The sequence below is a fragment of the Kitasatospora sp. NPDC015121 genome (assembly GCF_055562955.1).
The window spans coordinates 81,069-94,006 of sequence record NZ_JBVHEH010000024.1 but is presented as its reverse complement, the minus strand read 5'-3'; the positions used below and the strand labels follow the sequence as shown (position 1 = coordinate 94,006).

Genomic DNA, 12,938 nt, shown 5'->3' with positions numbered 1-12,938 from the left:
GCCAACTCGCAGGGGCCGCAGAGCCGGTGATGGTCCGTCTGATGTCCGGGAGCCGGAGCCGGCGGAGCCCGCGGCCCCCGGACGGGGCGACTTTAGGCAGGTACACGACGTCTCGTCAGCCGATCTGAGCTGAACTTGAGGATCACGGTTCGGCTACGCCAGGTAGTCGCGGCGTCGCGGACGCCCGGCGGGGCGGCGGAGCGGACCGGTCGGCCGACCGGGTGACGCCGGAGGGGCATGGATGCCAGGATGGCCCGATCCCGGTGTGCGGCGCGGCGCGCCGCCGGCCGTGGCGCCCGCCCCGGCGCGGGAAGGCCGTACGCGTTCGAACCGGGCCGTACCGAGCCCGCACCCCCCACCGTCGGAAGGGAACCCGATGCGCCTGCTCCTGGTCGAGGACGACGACCGCGTGGCCGCCGCCCTGGTCGCGGTGCTGGGCCGGCACGGCTTCCAGGTCCGGCACGCCCGCAGCGGGCACGAGGCGCTGGACGCGCTCGTCCCGGACGGCAGCGACCCGTACCGGGTGGTGCTGCTCGACCTCGGGCTGCCCGACCGGGACGGCTTCGAGGTGTGCAGCCGGATCCGGGCGGGCAGCGGCGTCCCGGTGATCATGGTGACCGCGCGGGCCGACATTCGCTCCCGGATCCACGGCCTCAACCTCGGCGCCGACGACTACGTGGTCAAGCCCTACGACATGGGCGAGCTGCTGGCCCGGATCCACGCGGTGGCCCGCCGCGGCGCCCCCCGGGCCGGCGAGGACGGCGGCCCCGAGCCGACCGGCCCGCTGGCCTCCCGCGGCGTCGAGATCGACCGCGAGCGCCGCCGGGTCTCGGTCGAGGGCCGCGACGTCCCGCTCACCCGCAAGGAGTTCGACCTGCTGGCGCTGCTCGCCCAGAGCCCCGGCGTGGTCTACCGGCGCGAGCAGATCTTCAGCGAGGTCTGGCGCTCCGGCTGGGAGGGCAACGGCCGCACCCTGGAGGTGCACGTCGGCTCGCTGCGCACCAAGCTCGGGCTGCCCGGCCTGGTCGAGGCGGTGCGCGGCGTCGGCTACCGGATCGCCCCCGAGCAGCCCGGGGACGCCGCACCGGACGCCGCACCGGACGGTCCCGACGACGCCGCGGAGCGCTGACCGCACGTGCGCAACCGTCTGCTCGGCATCCTGATCGCCCTGATGGCCTGCGTGCTGGCCGCGCTCGGCGTGCCGCTGGCCTACCTGATCGCCGCCTCCGAGCAGTCCAAGGTGGTCGTCGACCGGATCGACGACGCCGCCCGCTTCGCCCAGGACCTGCCCACCCAGGGCCGCCCCAACACCGCCGCCGTCAAGGGCGACCCGCAGCCCGGCCCCGGCGACGCCGGCCGGCTGCACGCCCTGACCAGCGAGGTCGACCGCTACCACGAGCTGTACGGCGCCCGGATCGGCGTCTTCCAGCGCGACGGCAGCGCCGTCGCCGTCGCCCCCGGCGACTGGCGGCCCCCCGTCGAGGGCCCCGGCGAGCAGGCCTACCACGAGGCGCTGGCCGGCCGCCGCAGCCACAACCCGCCGCAGGTCTGGCCGTGGACCCCCGACCGCACCCTGACCGTCGCGCTGCCCGTGGTCCGCGACGGCGACGTGGTCGCCGTGGTGCTCACCGAGTCGCCCACCGGCGGCCTGCGCTCGCGCGTCCTGCACCGCTGGATGGTGCTGGCCGGCGGCGAGGCGCTGGCCATGATCGTCGCCATCCTGCTCGCCGTCCGCCTCACCGGCTGGGTGCTGCGCCCGGTCCGCACCCTGGACCGGGCCACCCACGACATCGCCACCGGACGGCTCGGCGCCCGGGTCGCCCCCAGCGGCGGACCGCCCGAACTGCGGCGGCTGGCCCGCTCGTTCAACGACATGGCGGACCACGTGGTGCTCGCCATCGACCAGCAGCGGGCCTTCGTCGCGGACGCCTCGCACCAGCTGCGCAACCCGCTCGCCGCGCTGCTGCTGCGGGTCGAGCTGATCGGCCTCGACCTGCCCGAGGGCCACGAGGAGGAACTGGTCGCGGTCCGCGAGGAGGGCGCCCGGCTGGCCCGGGTGCTGGACGACCTGCTCGGCCTGGCCACCGCCGAGGGCTCCCGGCCCGAACCCGAACCCGTCGACCTGGTCGCCCTGGTCCGGGCCCGGGTCGACGCCTGGCGGCCGCTGGCCGGGCAGCGCGGCGTCGAGCTGTGCTGGGAGGGCCCGCCGCTGGCGCACGCCTGGGCCGACCCGATCGGCTTCGGCAGCGCGCTGGACGCCGTCCTGGACAACGCGCTCAAGTTCACCCCGGCCGGCGGCACCGTCCGGGTCGGCCTGCAGATCGGCAAGGACGAGGTCACCGCCACCGTCACCGACGCCGGACCCGGCCTCACCGACGAGGAGCTGGACCGGGTCGGCGACCGGTTCTGGCGCTCCCCCCGGCACCAGAACGTCGACGGCTCCGGCCTCGGCCTGTCCATCGCCCGCACCCTGCTGCTGGCCGGCGGCGGCGGCCTCGGCTTCGCGCCCGCCGAGCCGAACGGCCTGACCGTGCGGCTCGCGGTGCCCCGGCGGCGCCCGCGCCACTGACCCGGGGCCGGCCGGCGGGCCCGCCGGCCCTACGGCTTGACCGACAGGTAGTAGCGCTTGGCGCCGTCGTGCAGCGGCAGCGGGTCGGTGTACACCGCGGTGCGCAGGTCCACCAGCTGCGCGGCGTGCACCTGGCGGCCGATGTCGTCCCGGCTGTCGATCACCGCCCGGGTCAGCGCCTCCACCAGCGCCGGGTCCACGTCCGCCCGGGTCACCAGCAGGTTCGGCACCGCCACCGTCGGCACCGCCGTCCGCTCCGGCTCGACGTCCGGGTAGGCGTCCGCCGGGATGGTCGCCGCCCGGTACGCGTCCATGCCCGGGCCGGCCAGCCGGTGCAGCGGGTCGGACAGCTCGCCCATCGGGACGATCCGGATCGGCATCCGCTCCGACAGGTCGGACAGCGCCGTCGTGGGCAGGCCGCCGGACCAGAAGAACGCGTCCAGCTCCTGCTTCTGCAGCTTGTCGGCGGCCTCGGTGACGTTGGTCGTCGAGCCGCGCACGCCGTGGTCCGGGTCCAGCCCGGCCGCCTCCAGCAGCCGCCGGGTGACCAGGTTCACCCCCGACTTCTCCGGCCCCACCCCGACCCGCAGCCCCCGCAGGTCCGCCACCGAGTGCACCGGCGACCCGGCCGGCACCACCAGCTGCATGTAGTCGTCGTACAGCCGGGCGATCGCCCGCAGCTTCGGCTTGTCCGGGCCGGCGAAGGCGGCCACCGCGTCCGCCGTGGCCACCGCGAAGTCGTCCCGCCCGCCGACCAGCCGCTCCAGGTTGTCCACCGAGCCCACCGAGTTGTCCAGCTGCAGCCGCAGCCCCGGCAGGTGCTGGCCCAGGTAGTCCCGCAGCAGCTCCCCGTAGCGGTCGTACACCCCGCCGTTCACCCCGGTCGCGAACGCCACCCGGCCGTGCGGGCCCGGCACCGAGCGGGCCGAGGACACCCACCAGCCGCCCAGCCCCCCGGCCACCAGCAGTAGCACCGCGGCCAGCCGCAGCAGCCGGCCGCGCAGCGCGGCGCGGGCGGCGGCACGGGCACGGGACGGGAGGTTCGCAGCAGCCATGCCGTGGATACTGCCAGCCCCCACCGCCCGGCGGGAGGCCCTCCCGGGTGCCCGTACCCTTGGCTCTGTGGGTATGGAGGAGAGCTTGCGAACTTACAAGGTCGTCACTTACGGCTGCCAGATGAACGTCCACGACTCCGAGCGCCTGTCCGGGCTGCTGGAGGAGGCCGGCTACGCCAAGGCCGCCGGCGACGGCGACCCCGACCTGGTGGTCTTCAACACCTGCGCGGTCCGCGAGAACGCCGACAACAAGCTGTACGGCAACCTCGGCCGGCTCGCCCCCGCCAAGCAGGCCAACCGCGGCATGCAGATCGCCGTCGGCGGCTGCCTCGCCCAGAAGGACCGCGACACCATCGTCCGCAAGGCGCCCTGGGTCGACGTCGTCTTCGGCACCCACAACATCGGCCACCTGCCCGCGCTGCTGGAGCGCGCCGCCGTCGAGCGCAAGGCCCAGGTCGAGATCCTCGAGTCGCTGGAGACCTTCCCCTCCACCCTGCCCACCCGGCGCGAGTCCGCGTACGCCGCCTGGGTCGCGATCTCGGTCGGCTGCAACAACACCTGCACCTTCTGCATCGTCCCCGCGCTGCGCGGCAAGGAGGAGGACCGCCGCCCCGGTGACATCCTCGCCGAGGTCGAGGCGCTGGTCGCCGAGGGCGTCGTCGAGGTCACCCTGCTCGGGCAGAACGTCAACGCGTACGGCTCCGACCTCGGCGACCGCGAGGCGTTCGGCAAGCTGCTGCGCGCCTGCGGCCGGGTCGAGGGCCTGGAGCGGGTCCGGTTCACCTCGCCGCACCCGCGCGACTTCACCGACGACGTCATCGCCGCGATGGCCGAGACGCCCAACGTGATGCACCAGCTGCACATGCCGCTGCAGTCCGGCTCCGACCGGATCCTGAAGGCGATGCGCCGTTCCTACCGGCAGGAACGCTTCCTCGGCATCATCGAGAAGGTCCGGGCCGCGATGCCCGACGCCGCGATCTCCACCGACATCATCGTCGGCTTCCCCGGCGAGACCGACGAGGACTTCGAGCAGACCATGCACGTGGTCCGCGAGGCCCGGTTCGCCAACGCCTTCACCTTCCAGTACTCCAAGCGACCCGGCACGCCGGCCGCCGAGATGGACGACCAGATCCCCAAGGCCGTCGTCCAGGAGCGCTACGAGCGGCTGGTCGCCCTCCAGGAGGAGATCTCCTGGGAGGAGAACAAGAAGCAGGTCGGCCGCGAGCTGCAGGTCCTGGTCGCCGAGGGCGAGGGCAAGAAGGACGACCGCACCGACCGGCTCTCCGGACGCGCCCCCGACAACCGGCTCGTGCACTTCAGCCGCCCCGAGGGCGGCGTGCGGCCCGGTGACGTGGTCACCGTCGGCATCACCTACGCCGCCCCGCACCACCTCCTCGCCGAGGGCCCGGTGCGGGCCGTCCGCCGCACCCGGGCGGGCGACGCCTGGGAGAAGCGGCAGGCGGCGCCCGCGGCGAAGCCGGCCGGCGTGATGCTCGGGCTGCCGACGATCGGCGCGCCCGCGCCGGCGGCGGTGCCGGGCGGCGACGGCTGCGGCACCTGCTGACGGCCGCCGCCGGGCGGGCGCACCGCCCCCGGCCGCCGCGCCCGGGCGCGTAGAGTGATCGCCATGCTTGCTGCCGCCGCCGTCTGCCCGTGTCCGCCGTTGCTCGTGCCGGAGGTGGCCGCCGGGGCCGCCGGTGAGACGGCGCGGCTGCGCGAGGCGTGCCTGGCGGCGGTGCGGGAGCTGGCCGGGGCGGACTTGGTGGTGGTGGTCGGCGCCGGCGAGCGGGCCGGGGTGTGGACCGAGGGCGGCGCGGGCTCGCTGCGCCGCTACGGGGTGGCGAAGGCGGTGCGGCTGCCGCTGGGCGGGGTGGACGGCCCGGAGCTGCCGCCCGCGCTGACGGTGGGGGCGTGGCTGCTGGAGGAGGCGGGCGTCCGGGTGCCGACGCACGCCGTCGCGGTGCGGCCGGACACGGCGCCGGAGCGGCTGCTCGGGCTGGGCCGGGGGCTGGCCGAACTCGCGGACCGGGTCGGCCTGCTGGTGCTCGGCGACGGCAGCGCCCGGCGCTCGGTGAAGGCCCCCGGGTACCTGGACGAGCGGGCCGAGGGCCACGACCGCGCGGTGGCGCTCGCGCTGGCCGGGGCGGACGTGGCGGCGCTGGCCGCGCTGGACGCCGGGCTCTCGGCCGAACTGATGGCCGAGGGGCGCGCCCCGTGGCAGGTGCTGGCGGGCGCGGCGGAGGGCGCCGGGCTCGGCGGCGAGCTGCGCTACGAGGACGCCCCCTACGGCGTCGGCTACCTGGTGGCCTCCTGGCGCTGAGCGGCGCGCGGGCGGCCCGGGGAGCGGTCGGGAGGGCGTTCGGGGCAGCCGGTCGTCAGTCGTCCTTGGGCTTGGCGGCGAAGTCGTCGCGGGCGTGCTTGGTCGCCGAGGTGCCCTTGACGATCTTGTCGGAGTACTTGTGCTTGGTGGCCTTGTCGATCGCCTCGCCGGTCTTGTCCACCACGCTGTCGATCTTGTCGCCGTGCTTGCCGGCCAGCTCGCTGGCCTTCTCCTTGAGTTCCTCGGCCTTGCCCTTGAGGTTGTCCATCAGGCCCATGGAGTGCGCTCCTCGCGATTCGGGTCATTTCGGTACGGACACAGCTGATCCTCCCCCGTAACGACGGCGCGACACGGGAGGTGCCCGGGTTTTGCGAGACTGGTGGCGTGAGCGGTTCCTCTTCTTCCCAGTCTGCGCGCCCCGACGACGTCCTGCCCAAGGTGGTCTCGGTGGTCGGCCCGACGGCGGCCGGCAAGTCCGACCTGGCGGTGGCGATCGCCCGCGAGCTCGGCGGGGAGGTGGTGAACACCGACTCGATGCAGCTGTACAAGGGCATGGACATCGGCACCGCCAAGCTGACCCCGGAGGAGCGGGCGGGCGTCCCGCACCACCTGCTGGACGTGTGGGAGGTGACCGAGACCGCCTCGGTGGCCGAGTACCAGATCCTGGCGCGGGCCGAGATGGACCGGCAGCTGGCGGCCGGGCAGCTGCCGGTGCTGGTCGGCGGCTCGGGCCTGTACGTGCGGGCGGCGGTCGACGAGATGGAGTTCCCCGGCACCGACCCGGCGGTCCGGGCCCGGCTGGAGGAGGAGCTGGAGCGGGTCGGCTCCGGCGTGCTGCACCGGCGCCTGGCCGGCCTCGACCCGGCCGCGGCGGAGGCGATCCTGCCCAGCAACGGGCGCCGGGTGGTGCGGGCGCTGGAGGTCATCGAGCTCACCGGGCGGCCGTTCACCGCCAGCCTGCCGACCCAGCGGGCGGTGTACGCGGCGGTGCAGATCGGCGTCCGGGTGCCGCGCCCCGAGCTGGACCGGCGGATCGAGCTGCGGGTGGACCGGATGTGGGAGGCCGGGCTGCTGGACGAGGTCCGGGAGTTGGAGCGGGCCGGGCTGCGCGAGGGCCTGACCGCGAGCCGGGCGCTCGGCTACCAGCAGGTGCTGGCGTTCTTCGCGGGGGAGTGCACCGAGCGGGAGGCGAAGGAGGAGACCGTCCGGGCCACCCGGCGGTTCGCCCGGCGCCAGGAGTCCTGGTTCCGCCGGGACGCCCGGATCCACTGGCTGGACCGCCCCGAGGGCGCCGACCCGGTCGAGCTGCTGGCGCGCGCCCTGGAACTGATCGACCGTCCGGAGGAACCCGGCGAACCGGGCTGACCGGCGCTTTCCGGCGCCCGGACGGCGGGATCCGGCCAGGCTCGCGGCGTCTGCACCGGCAGACGCAGGTGCAGAGGGCACCGGCGGTCACGGCGGGATCACGTCCTGGCATCGGATCACCCGATCATGCCGTGCGACCCCCTGCCGGGGTGTTGGTACGTGCCATCATCGGTAGCACCGAGGCCCGGCACGCGGGCCGGCCTCACCGCCCGCGAGCCCCGGAGCTCGTGTCGAGCCGTCAGGGGAGGCCGCGTGTCAACGGGTACCGGCCCCGAAACCGATGAGCTGCTCGGCGCTGTCCCCGACGGGTCCGAGACCCTTCCGGAGCTCGCCGTCCCCACCACCTCGTACGCCGTGGCGCTGCCCGCGATCGACGACCTGGCGGCCACCCCCGGGGTGGTCCACGAGCGGGACATCCGGCCGCGCCGCCGACTGCGCTGGTGGCAGATCCTGCCGATCGCCGCGACGGTGATGTTCGGCTCGCTGATGTTCGCCTTCCCGCTGGCCTTCGGCACCGAGGGCGCGACCGCGATGATCGGGATGCTCGGCCTGCTGATCACCGCCGCCTCGGTCGGCTGGGGCGCGATGGCCGCCCGCCGGGCCGGCTACAAGTGGCCGGGCGTGCCGCGCCGGGGCAGCGCCGAGCGGGCCGGCTGGAAGGCCATCGTGGCCTACACCCTGCTGGCCGCGCTGGCCGTCGCGCTCGCCGTCTGGCGGGTCGTCCACCTGCGCGGTTAGTCCCCCGGCCGGGTGCCGGCGGGCTTCGTTACCATCGGCGGTGTGAGCGAGCGCAGCGGTACCAGCGGCATCAGTGGGACGGCCTTCCTGAAGGGGCACGGCACCCAGAACGACTTCGTGATCGTCCCCGACCCGGACGGGCGGATCGACCTGTCGGCGGCCACCGTCGCCGAGCTGTGCGACCGGCGGGCCGGGATCGGCGCGGACGGGGTGCTGCGGGTGGTCCGCTCGGCGGCCGAGCCCGCGGCGGCCGGGATGGCCGGCCAGGCCGAGTGGTTCATGGACTACCGCAACGCGGACGGCTCGATCGCCGAGATGTGCGGCAACGGGGTGCGGGTCTTCGCCCGCTACCTGGTGCACGCCGGGCACGCGGAGCCGGGCGAGCTGGCGGTGGCCACCCGCGGCGGCGTGAAGAGGGTGCGGATCGCCGAGGACGCCCCGGACGGCACCCCGGGCGAGGTCACCGTGGACATGGGCCGCGCCGTCTTCCCCGGCCCGGACGGCGTCACCGTCACCGTGGACGGGCGCAGCTGGCCCGCGCTGAACGTCAACATGGGCAACCCGCACGCCGTCGCCTTCGTCGAGGACCTGGCGCACGCGGGCCCGCTGCACGACGCCCCGGCCACCGCCCCCGCGGGCGCGTACCCGCAGGGCGTGAACGTGGAGTTCGTGGTGGACCGCGGCGAGCGGCACGTCGCGATGCGGGTGCACGAGCGCGGCTCCGGCGAGACCCGCTCCTGCGGCACCGGCGCCTGCGCCGTCGCGGTGGCGGCGATCCGGCGCGACGGCGTCGACCCGGCGGCCACCGGCGAGGCGGCGCGCTACACGGTGGACGTGCCCGGCGGGCGGCTGGTGATCGAGGAGTTCCCGGACGGCCGGATCGAGATGACTGGGCCGGCCGTGATCGTGGCGGAGGGCGTGCTCGCCTGACGGCAGGTCAGCGCGACGCGCGGTCAGCTCCCGCTTCCCATACGGCTCCCCGGTTAATCCGCCCGTTCGGGTGATCCGGATGACAGAGGGGAAGCGGGGGCTCGCGCAACGTGCTCTGCTCGGTAGCATGGACCACCGGGTCGGCCGTCGCTCCGGTGTTGCTGCCGGAGGTGCAGATGACCATCCGCTCCGAGTTGGCGGGTTCGCCGTCCAAGCAGCAGGCGAGCCGGTTCAGCCGCGCGGCACTCGGCCGGGCCGGCCGGGCGGCGCTGCTCGCCACCGGGCGGACCCCCGTGCCCGACGCCATCGAACCGATCGTCCAGGCCCACCGGGTGCACCACCCGCAGGCCGACGTACCACTGCTGACCAGGGCGTACCGCCTCGCCGAGGAGAGCCACCGGGGGCAGACCCGCAAGAGCGGCGAGCCGTACATCACCCACCCGCTCGCGGTGACGATGATCCTCGCCCAGCTCGGCGCGGACACCACCACGCTGGTCGCCTCGCTGCTGCACGACACCGTCGAGGACACCGAGGTGACGCTGGAACAGGTCGCCGAGGACTTCGGGCCCGAGGTCGCGTACCTGGTCGACGGCGTCACCAAACTGGAGAAGGTCGACTTCGGGGCCGCCGCCGAGCCCGAGACCTTCCGCAAGATGCTGGTCGCCACCGGCGACGACGTCCGGGTGATGGTGATCAAGCTCGCCGACCGGCTGCACAACATGCGCACCATCCGGCACATGAGGCCGGCCAGCCAGGTCCGGATCGCCAACGTCACCCGGGACGTGCTGATCCCGCTCGCCGAACGGCTCGGCATCCAGGTGGTGAAGGCCGAGCTGGAGGACATCGTCTTCGCCACCCTGCACCCCGAGGAGTACGAGCGCACCGGCGCGGTGGCCGCCGGCTGGACGGACGGCGTGCTCGCCCCGTTCGCCGCCGAGCTCGGCCGCCAGCTCGCCGAGGCCGGCATCCCGGCCGCCGTCACCGTCCGCCCCCGGCACCTGGTCTCGCTGCACCGGGTGACGATCAAGCGCGGCGCCGGACCGGACGGCGCCGGACTGCGGCCCGCCGACTTCGGGCGGCTGCTGGTGGTCGTCGAGGACAACGCCGACTGCTACGCCGTGCTCGGCGAACTGCACACCTGCTGGACGCCGCTGCCCGGCGAGTTCAAGGACTTCGTCGCCGCCCCCAAGTTCAACCTCTACCAGTCGCTGCACACCGCGGTCGCGCTGCCCGGCGGCGAGGTGGTCGAGGTGCTGGTCCGCACCCGGCGGATGCACGAGGTCGCCGAGACCGGCGTGGTCGCCCTCGGCGACCCGCGCACCGACCGGCAGCAGGCCGCCGACGACCCCGAGGACCGCACCGACCCGGCCCGCCCCGGCTGGCTGGCCCGGCTGCTCGACTGGCAGCAGGACACCCCCGACCCGGACGCCTTCTGGTCCGCGCTCACCGCCGACCTGCGCGACGACCGCGAGATCACCGCCGTCACCGAGGACGGCGCCACCCTGCACCTGCCGGCCGGCTCCAGCTGCCTGGACGCCGCCTACCTGATCGGCGAGGAGACCGGCCACCGATGTATCGGCGCCCGGGTCAACGGACGGCTCGCCGCGCTCTCCACCCAGCTGCGCGACGGCGACGTGCTGGGCCTGCTCACCGCCCCCGAGGGCGAGGACAGCTGGCCCGACCCGGAGTGGCTCGACTACCTCCGCACCCCCGGCGCCCGGCTCGCCGTCGAACGGCGGCTGGCCGCCCGTCCGGCCGTCGCCGAACTGCCCGAGCAGGCCGCCGCCCCGGCCCCGGCCGCGCCCCCCGCGCCGCCCGCCGCCGGGACGACCGGGGCGACCGGGGCCGCCGCGCCGGCCGAAGCGCCCGAACTGCCCGGCGCCGCCGTCCGGTTGGCCCGCTGCTGCACGCCCGTACCGCCCGACGAGGTGACCGGCATCGTGCTGCGCGGCGGGGCCGTCGCGGTGCACCGGGCGGGCTGCCCCACCGGCGCCCGGACGCTGGGCGGCGGCCGCCGCCCCGTCGAGGTCCGCTGGCTGCCCGGCGGCGCCCCGCAGTGGGGCTACCGGGCCACCCTGCACGCCGAGGCGCTCAACCGCCCCCGGCTGCTCGCCGACCTGACCGAGGCGATCTCCGGCGAGGGCGTGTCGATCTTCTCGGCCGAGGTCGAGCCGCCCCGCCAGCTGCGGGCCCGGCACAGCTACACCCTGGAGCTGCCGGACGCCGCGGCGCTGCCCGCGGTGATGCGGGCGATGCTCCGGGTGTCCGGCGTGTACGACGTCTACCGGCCCGGCGTGCCGGAGGCCGGGGCGGACGGAGCGGCGGGGGCGGGTGCCGGGGCCGAGGGGACCCCTGGTAAAAGGGATGACCCGGACGCGGCGGACGTGCAACCATCATGGGGAATTCACGGCGGCTCCGCCGTGTTGTCCGAGAGCACGATCCGATCAACCCAAGGATGAAATGACCTCCACGTTCGACAGCCGCACCCGATCGAGCGAGTCCGCCAGCCGACTCGCCGACCTCAAGGCGGAAGCCCTGATGGACGAGGACCTCGCGGCGATCGACGAGGGCCTCGGCAACCACGACGGAGAGCAGTACGACCGCACGGACCGCGCCGCGCTCCGCCGCGTCGCCGGCCTCTCCACCGAACTGCAGGACGTCACCGAAGTCGAGTACCGCCAGCTCCGCCTGGAGCGCGTGGTCCTCGTCGGCGTGTGGACGGACGGCACGCTGGAGGAGGCGGAGAACTCGATGGCCGAGCTCGCCGCCCTCGCCGAGACGGCCGGCTCCGAAGTCCTGGACGGCGTGATCCAGCGCCGCGACAAGCCCGACGCCGCCACCTACATCGGCTCCGGCAAGGCCAAGGAGCTGCGCGACATCGTCGCCTCCACCGGCGCCGACACCGTGGTCTGCGACGGTGAGCTCACCCCGGGCCAGCTGATCCACCTCGAAGACGTGGTCAAGGTCAAGGTGGTCGACCGCACCGCCCTGATCCTGGACATCTTCGCCCAGCACGCCAAGTCCCGGGAGGGCAAGGCGCAGGTCTCGCTCGCGCAGATGCAGTACATGCTGCCGCGCCTGCGCGGCTGGGGCCAGTCGCTGTCCCGGCAGATGGGTGGCGGTGGCTCCGGCAGCTCGGGCGGCGGCATGGCCACCCGCGGTCCCGGTGAGACCAAGATCGAGACCGACCGGCGGCGGATCCGCGAGAAGATGGCGAAGCTCCGCAAGGAGATCGCCGAGATGAAGAAGGGCCGCGACACCAAGCGGCAGGAGCGGCGGCGCAACCAGGTCCCCTCGGTGGCCATCGCCGGCTACACCAACGCCGGCAAGTCCTCGCTGCTCAACCGGCTCACCGGCGCCGGCGTCCTGGTGGAGAACGCCCTGTTCGCCACCCTGGACCCGACCGTCCGCCGGGCCGAGACCCCGAGCGGCCGGCTCTACACGCTGGCCGACACCGTCGGCTTCGTCCGGCACCTGCCGCACCACCTGGTCGAGGCGTTCCGCTCCACCATGGAGGAGGTCGCCGACGCCGACCTCATCCTGCACGTGGTGGACGGCTCGCACCCCGAGCCGGAGACCCAGCTCGCCGCCGTCCGCGAGGTGATCGTCTCGGTCGACGCGCAGAACGTGCCGGAGATCGTGGTGATCAACAAGGCCGACGCGGCGGACCCGCTGGTCCTCCAGCGCCTGCTGCGCCGCGAGCCGCACGCCATCGTGGTGTCGGCCCGCAGCGGCCAGGGCATCGAGGAACTGCTCGCCCTGATCGACCGGGAACTGCCCCGCCCCGCGGTGGAGGTCAGGGTCCTGGTCCCGTACACCCGCGGCGACCTGGTCTCCCGGGTGCACGCGGAGGGCGAGCTGCTCTCCACCGAGCACACGGCCGACGGCACCCTGCTGCACGCCAAGGTCGCGTCCGTACTGGCCGCCGAGCTGGAGCGGTACGCGGTCGTCACGGCCTGAC

The 12,938-nt window shown here is 74.8% G+C and carries 11 protein-coding genes; 9 read left to right on the top strand and 2 right to left on the bottom strand.

What is annotated here, in order from left to right; genetic code table 11:
- Positions 1–376: 376 nt before the first annotated feature.
- A complete protein-coding gene (locus tag ACZ3J7_RS30390) occupies positions 377–1,129 on the top strand; it encodes a response regulator transcription factor (protein WP_465626628.1) in 753 nt (250 codons plus the stop codon).
- Between the two features lie 6 nt (positions 1,130–1,135).
- On the top strand, positions 1,136–2,569 hold the full coding sequence (locus ACZ3J7_RS30385; RefSeq protein WP_465626626.1) for a sensor histidine kinase: 1,434 nt from the start codon (positions 1,136–1,138) through the stop codon (positions 2,567–2,569).
- 29 nt (positions 2,570–2,598) lie between these two features.
- On the opposite strand, the gene ACZ3J7_RS30380 is transcribed toward ACZ3J7_RS30385, so the two are convergent.
- Positions 2,599–3,624, bottom strand: coding sequence for a TAXI family TRAP transporter solute-binding subunit (locus ACZ3J7_RS30380; RefSeq protein WP_465626624.1), 1,026 nt, complete (start codon positions 3,622–3,624; stop codon positions 2,599–2,601).
- A gap of 73 nt (positions 3,625–3,697) precedes the next feature.
- Between ACZ3J7_RS30380 and miaB the strand changes: the two genes are divergently transcribed.
- Both miaB and ACZ3J7_RS30370 read left to right on the top strand, forming a co-directional pair.
- On the top strand, positions 3,698–5,188 hold the full coding sequence (gene miaB, locus ACZ3J7_RS30375) for a tRNA (N6-isopentenyl adenosine(37)-C2)-methylthiotransferase MiaB (protein WP_465626622.1): 1,491 nt from the start codon (positions 3,698–3,700) through the stop codon (positions 5,186–5,188).
- Positions 5,189–5,251: 63 nt separating this feature from the next.
- The gene (locus tag ACZ3J7_RS30370; protein ID WP_465626620.1) at positions 5,252–5,944 is read left to right on the top strand and encodes a class III extradiol ring-cleavage dioxygenase family protein; all 693 of its coding nucleotides are present in this window, start codon (positions 5,252–5,254) and stop codon (positions 5,942–5,944) included.
- A 55-nt stretch (positions 5,945–5,999) separates the two neighbouring features.
- Here the strand turns inward: ACZ3J7_RS30370 and ACZ3J7_RS30365 are convergent, their stop codons facing one another.
- The gene (locus ACZ3J7_RS30365; RefSeq protein ID WP_014138444.1) at positions 6,000–6,221 is read right to left on the bottom strand and encodes an antitoxin; all 222 of its coding nucleotides are present in this window, start codon (positions 6,219–6,221) and stop codon (positions 6,000–6,002) included.
- A 107-nt stretch (positions 6,222–6,328) separates the two neighbouring features.
- On the opposite strand from ACZ3J7_RS30365, the gene miaA reads away from it, so the two are divergent.
- The 5 genes from miaA to hflX all read left to right on the top strand — a co-directional run bounded on the left by miaA (position 6,329) and on the right by hflX (position 12,937).
- Positions 6,329–7,309 carry a tRNA (adenosine(37)-N6)-dimethylallyltransferase MiaA gene (gene miaA, locus ACZ3J7_RS30360; RefSeq protein WP_465626618.1) on the top strand — a complete coding sequence of 327 codons (981 nt, stop codon included), beginning with the start codon at positions 6,329–6,331 and terminating at the stop codon, positions 7,307–7,309.
- A gap of 252 nt (positions 7,310–7,561) precedes the next feature.
- Positions 7,562–8,047 (top strand): hypothetical protein, encoded by a 486-nt coding sequence (locus tag ACZ3J7_RS30355; RefSeq protein ID WP_465626616.1) that lies wholly within the window; start codon positions 7,562–7,564, stop codon positions 8,045–8,047.
- 42 nt (positions 8,048–8,089) lie between these two features.
- A complete protein-coding gene (gene dapF / locus ACZ3J7_RS30350; protein WP_465626614.1) occupies positions 8,090–8,977 on the top strand; it encodes a diaminopimelate epimerase in 888 nt (295 codons plus the stop codon).
- Between the two features lie 176 nt (positions 8,978–9,153).
- On the top strand, positions 9,154–11,436 hold the full coding sequence (locus tag ACZ3J7_RS30345; protein ID WP_465626612.1) for a RelA/SpoT family protein: 2,283 nt from the start codon (positions 9,154–9,156) through the stop codon (positions 11,434–11,436).
- A 1-nt stretch (position 11,437) separates the two neighbouring features.
- Positions 11,438–12,937, top strand: a complete 1,500-nt coding sequence (hflX, locus tag ACZ3J7_RS30340; RefSeq protein ID WP_465626610.1) for a GTPase HflX — start codon at positions 11,438–11,440, stop codon at positions 12,935–12,937.
- The last annotated feature ends 1 nt before the right edge of the window (position 12,938 follow it).